Below are 16,689 nucleotides of genomic sequence, written 5' to 3' on the forward strand. Positions count from 1 at the left end.
TACAATCACAAAATGAATACTATTGAACCCTGTATTTTGTGTAGTTTTGAACATCAGAATTAGAATAAAGATATGCATGGTGATTGCGGACATCAGCAAGTATCCAGCTGCTGATATTATTCATGTTTATTGCTTAAACTAATTCTGTTTTGTAAATGTTGAATATACAGTTGAACAGAAAATTTATATTTTAAACTAAACAAATAAAACATGAAACACATTAACAAGTTATTTTTGGTAGTAGCCTTATTTGTCACAATGGGCTTACACGCACAAAATCTTTTAGTCAATGGTGATTTTGAATCGTGGGTGGATGATACCCATCCGACAGGTTGGACAAAAGCAGAGAATATTACAAAAGAATCTGTGTCAGAAAATGTTCATGGTGGTTCTTTTTCAGCTAAGCATAGTGCCGATGGGACAAAGGATTTAAGTCAGACTATTAGTGTAACCCCCAATAACACTTATGTAATTACAATATGGTATAAAGTAGAGTCCGGTGATGGAACAGATGCAAGGATATATTCCTATTGGAAAAACGGTACAACATCGTTAGACGCAAATGCTACTGAATTAAGGTTAGATGATGGTTATTTTGATAGTAATACCGGAACCTGGTCAAGCTATTCCACACAAGTGACAGCTCCTGCTGATGCTGATAATTTGTACTTTGAAGTTAGAAGTTATGGAAGTGCAGTTGTTTACTGGGATGATCTTTCCGTTATTGAATTATCCTCTACAGCTCCTTCCATTACAAATATAACTGTAGCACCGACAGATATTACGTCTTCTGATGCAGTAACAGTAAGTGCCACAGTAACCGATGATGGTACAGTTATGAATGTTGCTTTAGGCTGGGGAACTGCTTCCGGAGAGACAACAACAAATGGGGTAATTATGACTAACGGTGGTTCTGGTGATGTATATACGGGAACGATTCCGGCACAGGCAAATGGTACAACTGTATATTTTGCTATTGGTGCAACTGATAATGATGCTGAAATTGCTGCTTCAGCTGAAATGAGTTATGTTGTAAGAGATCCTTCTACAGCAGCTCTTCCTTATACACAGGAATTTGATGCAGATCTTGGTGATTTTTATACTTATAGTGTTTCCGGCGATACTAAAAAGTGGTATTATACAAATGGTTATGCTGCTGCAAACGGTTATAATTCCGGTGATGAAGAAATAGATTATCTGATCACGCCCGGATTCGATCTGACAGGTACATCTGATGAGGTAATTTCTTATAAAACATGGCGTAAGTACGGTGTTGAAAGTGATGCAGATAATTTCCTGAAGTTGTATTATTCAACAGATTATGCCGGATTAGGTGATCCGTCATCTGCAAGCTGGACAGAAGTTACAGGTGCAACCTTTCCTGCACTTGCTGAATCAGAGATATGGACTAAAACAGAAGATGTGGATGTTTCTATGGCAGATGGCAACAATGTACACTTTGCATTTGTGTATAAATATCAGGCAGGTAATTACGTGAGCTGGGAAGTTGACAGCGTGGTGATTAAAGAAAATCCGGGTAATGCAATTCAGGGATTAACCTCGTCAGTTGGTGTCGCTTCGTATGCAAAAGATAATCTGAAGATCTTTTCTGATGCCTCTTATGATATTGCTGTTTACAGCTTATCAGGAATGAAAGTTAAAGAATTCCGTAATGTGAGTCGCCAGATAAATGTAGCAGATCTTAACAAAGGTGTATATATGGTTGCACTGGAAGATGCAAATGGTGCAAGGGCTGTACGGAAATTTATTAAGGAATAATGCACAATAAATTTATTCAATATAAAAAAGACTCCGGTTTTCCGGGGTCTTTTTTGTTTTCGATTATGAGAGTGCTACTTAAAGCTGTTCGCTTACTTAATAACCGTAACTAAAATCTGCTGACTTACCTTTTCAGAAAGTGTGATGTTGTTCAGCTCATTATAACTAATGGTTATACTTCTGTCAAACGCTTCTATCGAATCAATTGATATTTCCGTTCCCAGTGAAAGTTGTTTTGAATTTAACAACATCAGAAATTCCGCAGAATCGTTAAGCATGGCAGAAATGATAACGGTTTGTCCGGCTTTGCATTCGGAGAGAGGTACAAATGCCGGATGCACCATGTACCCTTTTTTATCGGGAATAGGAGACCCATGAGGATCGGTTTTGGGTGACCCCAGCATTTCATCCATTTTATCAAAAAATACCGGAGAATCGATGTGTTCCACCTGTTCGGCTATGGCATGCACTTCTTCCCATCCAAATCCCATAACCGTTGTGAGAAACATTTCTGTAAGACGGTGCTTACGCAGGATAAGAGCTGCACTTCTTCTGCCTTTTGGTGTCAGCGATAATGGCTTGTACTTTTCATAATTAACCAATCCCTGATTTTTTAGATTTTTTACCATGCTGTTGGCCGTGGGCAGTTTCACGTTTAAGTCATGACTCAGATCCGATAATGAAACACTTTCCTTTTCACCTGATAAGGCTAAAAGAGTTTTCAGATAGTTTTCTTCCGTATGAGATGCCATTATTAATATGTTTGATAAAACTATAAACAATATTAAAATAAAATTGTTAGAATATTCTAATAATAAAGTAAGAAAATAAAAACATTCATATATGAAATCTGAGTCACTAAGTGAAGTGCATTCAACCGTAAGAACCGATAAAAAGGGATGGCGGAAGATACTTGCATTTATTGGGCCTGCTTATTTAGTCAGTGTGGGTTATATGGATCCCGGTAACTGGGCCACCGATATTGCAGGTGGTTCCGCCTTTGGTTACAAGTTGATATGGGTCCTCCTGATGTCGAACCTGATTGCAGTTTTGTTGCAGTCATTGAGTGCACGACTGGGCATTGTTCGCGGAATGGACCTTGCCCAGGCCTCTAAGAACGCTTATCCCAAATGGGCCAATATTCCATTGTATATTCTGGCCGAAATAGCCATTGCAGCCTGCGATCTGGCTGAAATTGTGGGGATGGCGATCGGGTTGAACCTCTTGTTTGGTCTTCCGTTGATCTGGGGGATCAGTATCACGGCTTTTGACACATTGATTTTATTGTTTTTACTGAACAAAGGCATACGATCGATGGAGGCGTTTATCGTATCACTTGTATTCATCATCGGGTTATCTTTTTTGGTTGAAATGTTTATTGTTTCGCCTGTTTACGGTGATGTTGTAAAGGGATTTGTTCCTTCAAACCTTAATGGCAGTGCCTTGTATATTGCCATCGGAATTATTGGTGCCACAGTAATGCCGCATAATCTGTACCTGCATTCATCTCTGGTTCAAACCCGTAAATTTGACAGGAATAGGACAGGCATGAAAAGTGCCATTAAAATGAACCTGTTCGATACAACCATTGCATTAAACCTAGCATTTTTCGTGAATGCGGCGATCCTGGTCTTGGCAGCAGCTGCTTTTCATTACAACGGATTCTTCAAGGTAGCGGAAATTCAGGATGCATCAAAGCTGCTGGATAATCTGTTTGGTAAGGCGGCGCCAACATTCTTTGCTATTGCCCTGATTGCAGCCGGACAGAGCTCTACCATTACGGGTACTCTCGCCGGACAAATTGTGATGGAGGGGCACCTTAACCTGAGGATCAGACCATGGTTACGGCGTTTGATCACTCGTCTGCTGGCCATCATCCCGGCCTTGTTTACAATAATTTATTTTGGAGATAAAGCTCTCGGAAGTCTTTTGGTATTGAGCCAGGTAGTGCTGAGTCTTCAGCTTGGATTTGCTGTGATTCCGCTGATTCATTTTACCTCGGATAAGAAACAGATGAAGGGGTTTGCGTTGAAATGGTGGGTGAAGGTACTGGCATGGCTCAGTGCTTCTGTGATTGTTTATCTGAACATTAAACTTGTTAAGGATGAAATAGCAGGATGGATCAAAGAGTCTCAAAATCCGGTTTGGATCTACGTGATAGTAATTCCTTTGTCAGTGGCAAGCCTGGTTTTACTGTTCTATATTTTTATTCATCCGTTTTTTAAATCAGTTCCTAAGCGCAGGCGCCAGCTACCTCATGGACGGGCACTGGAATTTGCTGAAGCTGAGGATATCAATTACAGGCATATTGGTATTGCCCTTGATTTTTCGGGAAGCGATATGAAACTGATAAAAAATGCTGTGTATCAGGGTGGAAAAGATGCCACTTATACCTTTATTCATGTGGTGGAAAGTGCGGCAGCGCGTTATCTTGGTAAGAACACCATGGATTACGAAACACAGCTGGATAATGAGAGCCTGGTGCGGTATCAGAACAGTTTAAAGGAAAACGGCTATAAAGCAAAGTTGCAGATCGGTTTTGGTAATGCGGCAGTTGAGATTTCCAGGATCATTGAAGACAAGGATATTGACCTGCTGATTATGGGTGCCCATGGTCATAAAGGGATCAAAGACCTGGTATTCGGAACCACGGTGGATGCCGTGCGTCACAGGATTAAAATCCCTCTATTTATAATAAACTGATATATCCGTTTAAAATCATTAAAATTTGTCATTCAAATCAATGAATTTCATAACTTTAGATCACTTGTAATAAAAGATTCAATCCCACTGAAACAGACAGAAATTGAACTTAAAACGATTTGAATGCAAACAATTTTAGGAGCCGGTGGCGCCATTGGTGTTGAGCTGGCAAAAGCACTTTTAAAGTACACAAAAGATATCAGGTTGGTCAACCGGCATCCGGAAAAGGTAAATCCGACGGATACCCTGATGACTGCAGATCTTCTGGATCCGGATCAGCTTAAAAAAGCAGTGAAAGGATCAGAAATTGTATATGTTACGGTTGGGTTCCCTTACAATGCAAAAGTGTGGCAGGAAACCTGGCCACCATTCATGAAAAACGTGATTGAAGCCTGCATTGAAGAGAAAGCTAAGCTGGTATTTTTTGATAATATTTACATGTATGATCCGAAATTTCTGGATGGGATGACAGAGGAGACACCCATGAATCCCGTCAGTGAAAAAGGAAAGGTGAGGGAGAAACTTGTCAGGATGATCATGGAAAATGTGGCCACCGGAAAACTGACCGCTTTAATTGCCCGCTCAGCTGATTTTTACGGACCGGGAATCGATAATACCAGTATGTTGAACGAGATGGTGATAAAGCCACTTAGCAAGGGGAAACGGGCCAACTGGATGGCTTCGGTGAATTACAAACATTCATTTACATATACACCCGATGCCGGAAGGGCAACAGCCTTGTTAGGCAATACACCGGATGCATTTAACCAGGTGTGGCATATGCCTACAGCAGGGAATCCGCCAACAGGAAAAGAATGGATTGAGATGATAGCCGGTGAATTCGGAGCAAAATCAAAATATCAGGTGGCAAGTCGCGTTATCCTTAAAATGATGGGCTGGTTCATGCCAGTCATGAAAGAAATGCCGGAAATGATGTATCAGTATGATCGCAATTATGTGTTTAACAGCGACAAATTTGAGAAGCGGTTTAAAGTAATGCCAACACCCTATAGCTTTGGCATAGAGGCGGTTGTAAATACGGACTACTGATGAAATTACCGTTGTCTGAGTAAGCCGGGAAAAACAAATACAAGATTTAATGCCAGGAGCATTGTGCCGATGGTGATAAACATGGTTGGGTATCCATAACCGTCTATAAGCCATCCGCATAATGGACCAATGAGGACAAATAATATTCTGATAACCAGGCTGCGAATGGAAAATATGGTGGCCCTGTCACCTGACGACGCATGCACATTGATATAATTTTTTAATACCGGTGTAGCAACTCCTCTTACCATGTAAAACAGAACCAGAACCGCAATGGCAATATAGTTATTCAGGATGCCGGTAAGAAGGAACCCTACAGGTATGAAGAAAAGAATCCAAAGCTGCAATGATTTATTATCTACCTTTCGGGAAAGGTAATAGGCCAGTGCCGCAAACAGAGCGACAATCAGGTTGAGTACAGCCGTGGATGTGCCGATTAATCCGTATGAAAAATGCAGACCTTCGTCCAGGTAAAGTTGTACAATCCATGCCATTGTCAGCGTTCCCAGTCCGGTGAACGAGGAGAACAGAATGCTGTTTCGCAACCTGGGATGAGAAATTGATGACTTCAGAATACGTATTATATCCATAAAGCCTCGTTTGATATCGGATTGATGCTCAAATTTTGGTTCAACCAGAAGGAAAGCAGCAGGTACGGCAATAAACGCAATACCGGTTTGGATAAAGAACGGATAGCGAATGCTGATATCGGCAATAATACCACCCAGAATAGCTGATCCGGCCTCCGCAAAATTCCCGATAGCCGTCGTCCGTCCGTCAAATAATGTAAATTTCTTTTCCCGTCCTGTGGCCAGCAACGTATCGTACATCAGGGCACTGTCGGCACCTGAGATAAAGCTTTGACCAATTCCGAGGGTAAGTTCTGCTGCCAGGAAAAACCAAAACCCGTTTCCTAAGCTGTAAAACAGAAAACCTAGTGTGCCGCAAATGGCTCCGATAATGAGTGTCAGGCGCCTTCCAAGCACATCGGCAAAATAGCCGCTGGGAAGTTCTAACAGAACAATAGCCACAGAATAAATGGCTTTGAGTTTGAATGCCTGTTCGGTGCTCAGTCCGGTATCTATAAAGTACAGCATAAGGATAGGCTGCGTCAGCATAAACCATTTTGACACCTTTATGAGGTACAGGTTGATGATATTGTTCTGTATGTTTCGCATCCGGCTGCAAAAATAAGAAAGATTTGTCTTGATTGCTGTGTACTGGTTCTTACGCCTTTTAAAACCCGCCATTAAATATTAAACCTGTTCTAAATAACTTTTCAAGATTATGTAAGGTCCATAAATAATTTATTTTTCTGCAATTATTAAGTCTCTATTTCCCTATTGACTGAAAAACAGTGATTTTTGAAGGAGATTGTAATAAGAATACGATTAAATTTATAATTGGATGATATATCTACAATAGCCGGAGATATTCAAACGTTAAAAATAAACGGGTATATCAAAAACATTATTCTCACGAGTAAAGGATTCAATTTACAACATATAACAACAATAGATGATAGAACTAATAAAATATTTAAACAGCTTTCAAAAACTTGATGCAGAGACAGAACAAGCGATCAATAAGTACTTTATAAAGGAAACATTCAAGAAAAATGAATTCATTGTAAAGGAAGGTGCTGTTTGTACAAAAGTGTATTTTATTGAATCAGGTTTAGTACGTAGATTTTATATTAAGGATGGTAGAGAAATAACAAGATGGATATACGACATCAACCACCTTATGACAATGATGAACAGCTATTTTCTACAGCAGCCTACCCGTGAATATTTACAGGCATGTGAAAATACGGTTACCTATTCAATCTCATTTTCAGATGAACAAAAACTTTTGGAATATCCTTTATTTGCAAAATGTCATATTATACAGCTCCGGCTATATACGGCTACAGTGAGCGAGTTTCAGAAAAACTATGATTTAAAGACTGCTCAGGAAAAGTATTCCTATATTCTTAAATACTTTCCTGGCATGATCCAAAAAGCCAAACTACAGCATATAGCCTCACTAATAAATGTAAGCCCTGAAACGTTAAGTCGTATTAGAGCTTCAATTACTTGACATTACATCAAGAAAAATAAATCTGATTAAAACGACCTTTGCACTTTAATAATTAAATAAAAATCATGATTTCAAAAAGTGCAATAATCGGAGACCGAAGTGCAATAGGTGAAAATGTTACTATAGGTAATTTCTCCACGATAGAAAATGATGTTGTAATTGGGGACAATACAATAATCGGGAATAATGTTAGTATTTTGAACGGCGCTAGAATTGGACAAAACTGTCAAATACATTCAGGTGCCGTTCTATCAGGTATTCCACAAGACTTAAAATACAAAGGAGAATACACAACATTAGAAATTGGTAATTGGAATATAATCAGGGAATCAGTTACGATTAATAAAGGGACTTCCTCAAAGAAAACCACAAGAATTGGAAATAATAATCTTATAATGGCTAATGCTCACATTGGTCATGATTGTGAAATTGGTAATAATTGCATCATTGGATTTGGTGTTGGTATGCCAGGAGAAGTTATTGTTAGCGACTATGCAAACATAAGTGGATTGACTGGAATTCATCAATTTACAAGAATTGGAGAACATTGTATGATTGGAGGATTAAGTAAAATTGTAAAGGATATCCCACCATACATATTAGCTGCCAGAGAACCACTTTCATTTGAAGGAATAAACATTGTGGGTTTGAAGCGAAGAGGATTTGAACAATCAAAGCTAAATGAGCTGAAAGAAATTTATAAGATTATTTTTCAGCAAAAAAGGAACACCTCCTATGCCATGGAATTTATAGAAAATAATTTTAAGCAGACCCTTGAAAGAGATAAAATACTTAGTTTTATAAGACAATCCCAAAGAGGAGTAATTAAAGGTTGCTTTGAATAAAAAGGCATTTACTCTTTTCCAGACATTTCTTTTTCGGTAGGACTCTGAGACTTTTTGAGATTAACATCGATAACTCACAAGTGATACTTAGTTATTGAGGACAAATTATAGATAAGAAATCGATAAACGTCATAAATTATTAATCTTGTGTCCTGATGCCTAATACTTGCGTCTACTCAACATTGAACCCGCCTTGCATTTTTAATGTTTCTATAGCAAACAGTTTAATATGAAGACTTATATCGCACTTTTGAGAGGCGTAAATGTAACAGGCCATAATAAAATCAAAATGACTGATTTAAAGGTTGCATTCGTTAACAGCGGGTTTAAGGATGTAGCCACATATATTCAAAGCGGGAATGTGATTTTCAAAAGCAGTGATAAACCGGTAAATGAGCTGGAAAATGAGATACATGAACTTATTCAAAAGAACTTTAGCCTGGATGTTGAAACCATGGTACTGTTGCCTGAAGTTCTCAAAAATGCAGTTGAGGAATCGCCGTATAAGCCAGGTGCAGAAATAGATGAAAATCGAGTTTATTTTATGTTTTTAAAGTCAAAGCCCCAACAGGATGCCATACAAAAACTATCAGAAGTTCCTTTAAAGGATGAATATTATGTTCTTAAGGACCGTTTGTTATCCGCCCATCTGCCCAACGGTTTTGGAAAGGCAAAACTCACAACTACTTTCATTGAAAGTAAGTTAAAAGTAGCAGCAACAGCGCGCAACTGGAAATCAGTAAATAAACTGTTGTTACTGGCCGGTCCTGATACGTAACCCAAATTGGTAATACATAAAAGAAGTTGAACAACTAAACCATATGATGTATTAACTGTTTGTTTGGGGTAGACTTTACTTACATGGCTGAAAAAGGAAATAACAAAATTATCGCCTTACTCTTCACCGGTGTTTTAATGGGCGCACTGGACATTTCAATTGTAGGACCGGCATTACCGGCCATTCAATCCACCATTGCGATTCAATCGAGGCTTTTAGGCTGGGTGTTTTCTATTTATGTGCTGTTTAATCTCACCGGTATCTCATTTTTTGCAAAGTTATCAGATAACTATGGAAGGCGGAATATTTATGTGTTATCGTTGCTGATATTTGCGTTGGGATCGCTGATTGTATCGCTTTCTGATAATTTTACAGTTTTAATCGTAGGACGTGCGGTGCAGGGCTTCGGAGCAAGCGGAATCTTTCCTGTAGCCTCTGCTGTGGTTGGCGACCTTTTCCCGGTTGAGAAACGGGGCAGAATACTTGGTTTACTCGGTGCAGTATTCGGATTTGCATTTATCATTGGTCCTATCCTGGCCGGAACGTTGTTAAAGTTTTTCTCGTGGCACGCCTTGTTCCTGATTAATATCCCGATAGCGGCTGTTTTGGTGTTTTACAGTGTAAAACTGTTACCTAATATAAGAACATCCAAAGACAGTAAAATTGATTATCCGGGCATTATACTGATGGCGCTGATGCTGGGCAGTTTTGCTTACGCGGTGAATAATCTGGAAAGTGAAGGTTTGGTGGCCAGCCTGAAACAATGGAAGGTGTTTCCGTTTTTGATTGGTTCAGTGGTATTCCTGGTATTGTTGTTTTTAACAGAGCATAATAAGCCAAATGCCGTGGTCAAAACACACATGTTTAAAAACCGGCAGATCAGGATTGTGGGTCTGATCGCTATTGTAAGTGGCGCCATGCAGTCGGTATTTGTGTTTATTCCGGATTTTACAGTAAAGGTCTTTGGTGTTAATTCATCTCAGGCAAGTTTTATGTTGGTCCCTATTGTTCTGGCATCTGCTGTGGGTTCTCCTTTGTTTGGACGTTTGATAGATAAGATCGGATCCAAATGGGTCATTCTGTTGGGACTGGCACTGTCAGCGGGAGGATTTTACATTTTGTACGCATTCAAACCTGAACGAACCATATTTTATACAGCTGGTGCCCTGATTGGTTTAGGGCTTTCCATTCTGGCGGGGAGTTCACTGCGCTATATCATGTTGAACGAAGTCGGAAAAACAGACCGGGCCATAACTCAGGGAATGTTGTCCATCTTTACCAGCCTGGGCCAACTGACCGGAGCGGCCATTATTGGTGCAATGATCGCTTCTGTTGGTGAAATCGGATTTAACCGTTCATTTTATTACCTGGCATTACTGATTATTGTTGCATTGCTCTTTGCTTTGAGATTAAAGAACCACAAAAAAGAATTGGCTACCAAAGCCGAAGAATAGATTAAAAATGAACGATTAATAATGAATGATTAACAATGAATGATTAACAATGAATAATAATTTTTCATTCTTCACTGTTCATTTAATAACTTATAAAACTCCTAACTTTTAACCTGTAACCCGTAACCTGTTAACTTAACTCATCTGTCCAGCCATTTCCTGAATTCCGGCGATTTGGCAAAACTGACATAGGTATCGCTGTCCAGTTCTATGTTCAGATCAAGTTTGATACGGCTTTTCGACATTACGTGAATGGTTTTTATGGCATCAAAATGGAGTAGTGTTTGCCGGTTGATCCTGAAGTAATGATCGGGATTTAACATTTTTTCTACGCTGTCCAGTGAAAAGTCCACAGGGTAATTCTTGCCTTCAAAAGTAGTGAGAAAGGTGTTTTTTTCAAGGGTGTGAAAGCAGGCTATTTGTTTGGTTTCAACCGTAACAAGTTTATTGCCGATATTAATGATAAAGCGTGACTTAAAGCTGCTTTTCTGTTTTTCGATAAACTTCACAATTTCCTCTACTTTAAATGTCTGTGGCGTGCCTTTGAAACGCATAAATTTTTGATAGGCGGCTGCCAGATCTGCTTTTTTAACAGGCTTTAAAAGATAGTCGACGCTGTTCAGCTGAAATGCTTTCAGGGCGTATTCGTCATATGCTGTTGTGAAAATGATAAAACTATCGGTCTCAATAGTTCTGAAAATATCGAAACTCAGCCCGTCGCCCAATTGAATATCGAGTAAGATAAGGTCAGGATGCTGATGTTGGTTCAGCCAATGAACAGTGCCTGAAACCGAATCTGTGAATCCTGCAATCTCAGCATCCGGGTCAATTTCCCGTAGGAGGGTTGATATACGGTTTGCTGCCGGTTTTTCGTCTTCAACTATTAATATCCTGTTCATGATTTGACAATTAAAAGCGGAACCTTGACGCTGAATTGTTTTTTCGTTTGTTCAATAATAACCTCTTTGGTTGTAAAATACCTGTAGCGTTCAGTTATATTGCGAAGTCCCTGACCCGTTGAGGTGACAGTGCTTCTGTACTGCAGATTGTTGGTCACCACAATATAGTTATCATTCGTGAAAATGCGAATTTCAAGTGGATTTTCAGAAGAGATAATATTGTGTTTAATACAGTTTTCATATAACATTTGCAGTACCAGCGGAGGAATGGAGTAGTGGTAAAACGCAGCATCTATCTGCAAATCGGTATGCAGGTTTTCACCGAACCGGGATTGCTGTAAATCAGCATATTTCCGGAGAATTTCAATTTCTTCCCGAACCAGGACAAGTTCCTTATCGCGGCTGCTGAGGATGTACCTGAGAAAATCGGAAAGGTTGCTGATATAATCCGTGGCCTGTTCATTTTCTGATACCATGTTCGCCAGACTGTTCAGACTGTTGAACAGAAAATGCGGATTAATTTGTGTTTTAAGAGTTTCATATCTGGCCTCTATGCTATCCTTTTCAAGTCTTACGGAACGCGAAAAATTATATTTCCATTGCTGATAAAAAAACACAGATTCATGGATGGCCGTGATAAAAAAGGTAATGAGTAATGTAATGGCAATATCGCTGCCCAGATTTTTGTAATCGGCTGATATTAATCCTTTTTGTTTCCCGATCCATAAGACGAACATGCCAAATAAAACTGTATAGGTTGTAATGAGTAGGATTTCGATTATTAAACGTTTAAAAGGGTGGTGTTCCCATGGGATTTTTGCCCACAGATAACTGATAATGACCGTACAACCCAGCCATATTCCCGACGTCATAATGATGCTGTGTATGATGTTTGATCCCAGGTTAGCATTATTCCCGTTATCTATAAACAGAAAGTAAACCAAAGCAAGGATTAGGCTGACTCCGGGAATCAGGATAGCGGCAGTCCTGATATACCTTCTTCTGTTGTACATGAATTTATCCATATCGCTTAAAATTGTATTCTGTACAGAAACATCGGATAGAAGCCCTGCTGATACACTTCGTATATCTCATTTTTATCCGCATCGAAACCCTGCATAAAGATACTCTGATATCCTGAAACATTCTGCAAATCGATGGCCCATTCCTGGCTTGTTTTTTTACCGTTCAGTTTGATCCCAAACCGCACATCAGTTCTGAAGTAGTCATCAAACTTGTTTTCCCACGCATTATTCCAGTTGTAAACCGTTTCATGTTCTGCGATGGATTGAGTAAGATCTATGGGAATATACCGGCGTCCTCCCGCCAGAACCGTTTTCAAATCAACGGTGACCATTACTTTTTCACTCAGTTTTCGTTCATAGCCTCCCAGCAGGTTGAACACATAATTGCCGTTAAAGGCTGTATTTCGCCATACATTATCGGCTGCTTTGTATTTTGAATCAAAAATGGATGTGGTAAAGAGCACATAATATCCCTTACTCAAGAATTTTTCCAGGGTAAGTTCTATCCCGTAATTGCGACCAAGTCCATTGTTTACAAGATTGTCTTCCGTGGGGAGTGCAAAAAAATCACCTGCATTGACCAGTGAAAACTGCGCTTCGTATGGATTCTGCGGATTATCCTTAATCGGAATATGGAACAGATGCTGATAATACATTTCGGCTTTGATTCGGAAATTATTGCTTAGCATATTGTTATATCCCAAAACAACATGATCTGCTTTTGAAAATTTTACATCGTGGTTGGTCTGTGTATACGTGTTGGTTGATGAGTGGTACGTCTGTGCAAAATAGATGCTTTTAGGTTGAATCTGACTGTGCCGGCCATATCCCAGCGTAAATGTCTGTCCGTGGTTTGCCCTGTATCGCAGACTGGCTCTTGGTTCAACCGATGATTCTCCGTTCAGGTCAAAATACTGGCCATAAAGCCCTGCATAACCGGTAAGCCTGTTGTTGAAATTGTGTTGCCACTGTGCATAGGCGCGCAACATATTCAGATCATCTTTTGTATCCTGTGTAGTTATAAAATGCCCCTGATTATACGACATGGCACTATCGTTAAAATTCACAAAGTAGTGATCGTATATCACACCAATGCTGTAGTTATTTTTGGTATTGATCTTTTGTTTGAACTCAGTTGTTGCTGATACTTTAGCCTCATACAACGTGCCCCTGTATTGCGGTATCGTTGTATTGGTAGCATGCTGTATGGAATCGAATTTGGTAGTGGATTCCAGATACTGGTATGAAACCGTGGACAGAAACCGGCTGTTCTCATTGATAAAATACGTATGGTTTAAGCCGATAAATCCGAGCTTTGAACCGAAATCGGTAGCAGTTCCGCGCGGATTATAGTTATTGGCAGTTGTGTCAGTCTCTTCACGGCCCAGGTCAATGAAGCTGTCGCCCCAAAGTCCGATAAGCTTAAATCGTCCCAGTTTGGTTCCCGGCAGGTCCACAATAAACGTCAGGTCCTTATATTGCGGAATAGCTGATCCGGTTCCGACGCCGAAACCAATGAGGTCGAGTACTTCAAGGGTGGAGTAGCGGAAATTGGCAAGATAGGTGGCATTCTGGCCATTTTCTTTTCGTTTAAACGGTCCTTCAGCTCCCAGTTCAAATCCGTTAAACCCAATCTGCCCGGTGTATTCGTGTTCAAGATTATTACCCGACCGCATGTTCAGGTCAAATACGCCTGAAAGCACATTCCCGAATTCAGCAGGAAAGGCACCGGTGAGGAAATCGGAGTTGGTCAGAAGGTTATTGTTGAGCATGCTTACCGGACCGCCCGTTGTACCCAAAGCACCAAAATGGTTCGGATTTGGTATTTCCATATTTTCCAGGCGCCACTGTACACCTGTTGGTGAATTTCCACGAATGATGATGTCGTTACGTGAGTCGTTTTGTGTCATTACACCGGCATAGTTGGCAACCATTCGGGCCGGATCACCCAGACTGCCGGCAAAACGTTCGGTTTCCTCTACCGAGAATGACCGGGAACTGATCATCGCCATTTCATTCAGTGCTTCTTCTTTTTTAGTAAAGGATTTAACGGTCACCTCGTTGATGCTTGTTACTTTTTCTGTCAGTTTGATTTCAAGAAAAGTCTCCTTGGCACTGCTCAGCAGAAGGTTGTTGATGGTGCGGGATTCATATCCGATGAACGAAATACGGATGGACTGACGTCCAACGGGAACATCCGGAATGTTAAAGTAGCCATTGGCATCAGTTGTGGTTCCGACAACAGGTTCTGTTCCGATAAGAATTACATTGGCTCCCGGAATGGGATACCCTGTGACTTCGTCGATAATCTTGCCCCTGATATTCTGGGTCAGTTCGCTGGCATATATGGAGAGTGTAAATGTGAGGATCATCAATAACGAAAAAATTCTGCGTATCATTTCTGTCAATATTAAGTTATGATCCAAAAATAGGGTGGAAGATTTCTTTCGGAAATAATAAATCGACGAACGTGGAAATTAAGCGGATGAATATGTTTTTTATCCCGGTCTTTGGTTCCCGATTCATTGAAAGGTCATAAAAGGTACATGTTAGTTTAAAAAAGTTTAAATGAGCCGGTTTTTGCTAACATTACCGGTTTTTGAATTGTTGAATACAGTGAACCATATGTAAATCATGGTCTTATGCTTTACAGAATTCTGAATACTTCTTCACGCTTTGTTATTCTGATCCGTCTGATGGTGGGTTCCGTATTTTTATCAGAAGGTATACAGAAGTTTTTATTTCCTGCCTTGCGTGGCGCCGGACGTTTTGCCAAAATGGGATTTCCTTCCCCTGAATTCTTCGCCTCATTTGTAGGTGTATTCGAAATAGTATGCGGATTTCTGATGCTTATCGGGCTCTTGTCACGGCTGGCAGCCCTGATCATGCTTATCAATATATCAGTGGCTATTATTGTGACTAAAATCCCGATTGGATTTGGAGAGAGTTTTGGTCCCTTTATTTTGCGCGATATGAAAACGTATGGGTTTTGGAGCATGGCACACGAGATACGTACAGACTTTAGCATGTGGCTTGGTTCCTTATTCCTGCTTATTAAAGGAGGTGGGCGCTGGTCATTTGATTATGTGTGGATAAAGAAAATGGAACGAAATAAGAATTAATGATATGAAGACGAAACAGCTTAATATTCAGCAGGATAATCCCCGCAGAAATTTTATTAAAAAAGGTTCATTACTTGTTCTGGGATCGGCCGTAATTGGAATGGCCGGTACAAATGCCAGTGCACAAATGAAGGATGTGGATGATGAGGAGGAGGAAAAAGAAGTATCTGCCAATGAGGACCTGATGCGGGAACACGGTTTGTTGCAACGCATGATGATTATTTACGATACTGCAGTCATCCGGATGGGTAAGGATGAATATTTCAATCCGGTTTTTGTGAATCAAACGGCTGATATTATCCGGAATTTTGTGGAAGACTATCATGAAAAGCTGGAGGAGGATTATCTTTTCCCCCGTTTGAAAAAGGCAAACAAAGAGTCGGAACTTGTAGAGGTTTTACTGAAACAGCATCAGGGTGGGCGTAAGGTGACCGAGCAGATTTTAAAGCTGACTCAGCCCGGTCAGGATATGAAACCGGATGATAAACAAAAAGTGATCTCATTAATGAAGATGTTCAATCGCATGTACCGGCCGCATGAAGCCAGGGAAGATACCGTATTGTTCCCGGCTTTCAAATCTGTGGTCTCAGCACATGAATATGGTGCGCTGGGTGAGGAATTTGAAAAAATAGAACATCAGAAATTTGGTGGTGATGGCTTTGATATGATGGTGGATAAAGTATCAGAAATTGAGAAGACCGTTGGAATTTACGATCTGGATCAGTTTACACCGCATGTATAAACAAGGACAGACCTTCTAATGATCATCTGGGTTTAGTTATACTTTCAAATTTTACAAGTTTCCCAAAGGTGCTGTAATTTTCAACATATGTACTATTCTTACATTCGGGGATTCGTATATTTGTATCATACGTATAAACCCGAAATTTTTAATCATGCTTATTAACCGATCATTCTTGTGTAGTTCTGTAAAAAGATACCAATCAGTTCT

At 40.0% G+C, this 16,689-nt stretch carries 14 protein-coding genes; 9 read left to right on the forward strand and 5 right to left on the reverse strand.

What is annotated here, in order from left to right; translation table 11 throughout:
* Nucleotides 1–210: 210 nt before the first annotated feature.
* Entirely contained in the window at nt 211–1,779 is a 1,569-nt protein-coding gene (locus tag ACE01N_RS18760; protein ID WP_380592294.1) for a carbohydrate binding domain-containing protein, read from the forward strand.
* A 92-nt stretch (nt 1,780–1,871) separates the two neighbouring features.
* Here the strand turns inward: ACE01N_RS18760 and ACE01N_RS18765 are convergent, their stop codons facing one another.
* Nucleotides 1,872–2,531, reverse strand: coding sequence for a metal-dependent transcriptional regulator (locus ACE01N_RS18765; RefSeq protein WP_380592296.1), 660 nt, complete (start codon nt 2,529–2,531; stop codon nt 1,872–1,874).
* A gap of 91 nt (nt 2,532–2,622) precedes the next feature.
* On the opposite strand from ACE01N_RS18765, the gene ACE01N_RS18770 reads away from it, so the two are divergent.
* Together ACE01N_RS18770 and ACE01N_RS18775 are read left to right on the forward strand one after the other, a co-directional pair.
* On the forward strand, nt 2,623–4,482 hold the full coding sequence (locus ACE01N_RS18770) for an Nramp family divalent metal transporter (protein ID WP_380592298.1): 1,860 nt from the start codon (nt 2,623–2,625) through the stop codon (nt 4,480–4,482).
* Nucleotides 4,483–4,605: 123 nt separating this feature from the next.
* Nucleotides 4,606–5,532, forward strand: coding sequence for an NAD(P)H-binding protein (locus ACE01N_RS18775; RefSeq protein WP_380592300.1), 927 nt, complete (start codon nt 4,606–4,608; stop codon nt 5,530–5,532).
* Nucleotides 5,533–5,537: 5 nt separating this feature from the next.
* Here ACE01N_RS18775 and ACE01N_RS18780 read toward each other — a convergent pair whose 3' ends face one another.
* Nucleotides 5,538–6,710, reverse strand: a complete 1,173-nt coding sequence (locus ACE01N_RS18780; RefSeq protein ID WP_380592302.1) for an MFS transporter — start codon at nt 6,708–6,710, stop codon at nt 5,538–5,540.
* Nucleotides 6,711–7,050: 340 nt separating this feature from the next.
* Between ACE01N_RS18780 and ACE01N_RS18785 the strand changes: the two genes are divergently transcribed.
* The 4 genes from ACE01N_RS18785 to ACE01N_RS18800 all read left to right on the forward strand — a co-directional run bounded on the left by ACE01N_RS18785 (nt 7,051) and on the right by ACE01N_RS18800 (nt 10,691).
* The gene (locus ACE01N_RS18785) at nt 7,051–7,614 is read left to right on the forward strand and encodes a Crp/Fnr family transcriptional regulator (protein ID WP_380592304.1); all 564 of its coding nucleotides are present in this window, start codon (nt 7,051–7,053) and stop codon (nt 7,612–7,614) included.
* A 65-nt stretch (nt 7,615–7,679) separates the two neighbouring features.
* Entirely contained in the window at nt 7,680–8,459 is a 780-nt protein-coding gene (gene lpxA / locus ACE01N_RS18790; RefSeq protein ID WP_380592305.1) for an acyl-ACP--UDP-N-acetylglucosamine O-acyltransferase, read from the forward strand.
* 229 nt (nt 8,460–8,688) lie between these two features.
* Nucleotides 8,689–9,237 carry a DUF1697 domain-containing protein gene (locus ACE01N_RS18795; RefSeq protein WP_380592307.1) on the forward strand — a complete coding sequence of 183 codons (549 nt, stop codon included), beginning with the start codon at nt 8,689–8,691 and terminating at the stop codon, nt 9,235–9,237.
* Between the two features lie 83 nt (nt 9,238–9,320).
* Entirely contained in the window at nt 9,321–10,691 is a 1,371-nt protein-coding gene (locus tag ACE01N_RS18800; protein WP_380592309.1) for an MFS transporter, read from the forward strand.
* A gap of 140 nt (nt 10,692–10,831) precedes the next feature.
* Here the strand turns inward: ACE01N_RS18800 and ACE01N_RS18805 are convergent, their stop codons facing one another.
* The 3 genes from ACE01N_RS18805 to ACE01N_RS18815 are packed head-to-tail and all read right to left on the reverse strand — an operon-like array spanning nt 10,832 to nt 15,014.
* Nucleotides 10,832–11,590 carry a LytR/AlgR family response regulator transcription factor gene (locus ACE01N_RS18805; protein ID WP_380592311.1) on the reverse strand — a complete coding sequence of 253 codons (759 nt, stop codon included), beginning with the start codon at nt 11,588–11,590 and terminating at the stop codon, nt 10,832–10,834.
* On the reverse strand, nt 11,587–12,615 hold the full coding sequence (locus ACE01N_RS18810) for a sensor histidine kinase (RefSeq protein ID WP_380592313.1): 1,029 nt from the start codon (nt 12,613–12,615) through the stop codon (nt 11,587–11,589). Before ACE01N_RS18810 ends, ACE01N_RS18805 begins: the two co-directional genes overlap by 4 nt.
* A gap of 5 nt (nt 12,616–12,620) precedes the next feature.
* On the reverse strand, nt 12,621–15,014 hold the full coding sequence (locus ACE01N_RS18815; RefSeq protein WP_380592314.1) for a TonB-dependent receptor: 2,394 nt from the start codon (nt 15,012–15,014) through the stop codon (nt 12,621–12,623).
* A 243-nt stretch (nt 15,015–15,257) separates the two neighbouring features.
* On the opposite strand from ACE01N_RS18815, the gene ACE01N_RS18820 reads away from it, so the two are divergent.
* Nucleotides 15,258–15,737 (forward strand): DoxX family protein, encoded by a 480-nt coding sequence (locus tag ACE01N_RS18820; protein ID WP_380592316.1) that lies wholly within the window; start codon nt 15,258–15,260, stop codon nt 15,735–15,737.
* A gap of 4 nt (nt 15,738–15,741) precedes the next feature.
* The gene (locus ACE01N_RS18825; RefSeq protein WP_380592318.1) at nt 15,742–16,479 is read left to right on the forward strand and encodes a hemerythrin domain-containing protein; all 738 of its coding nucleotides are present in this window, start codon (nt 15,742–15,744) and stop codon (nt 16,477–16,479) included.
* The last annotated feature ends 210 nt before the right edge of the window (nt 16,480–16,689 follow it).

The sequence above is a fragment of the Quyinboa ferrireducens genome (genome assembly GCF_042436675.1).
Taxonomy (GTDB): Bacteria; Bacteroidota; Bacteroidia; order Bacteroidales; family UBA5342; genus JBHJHP01.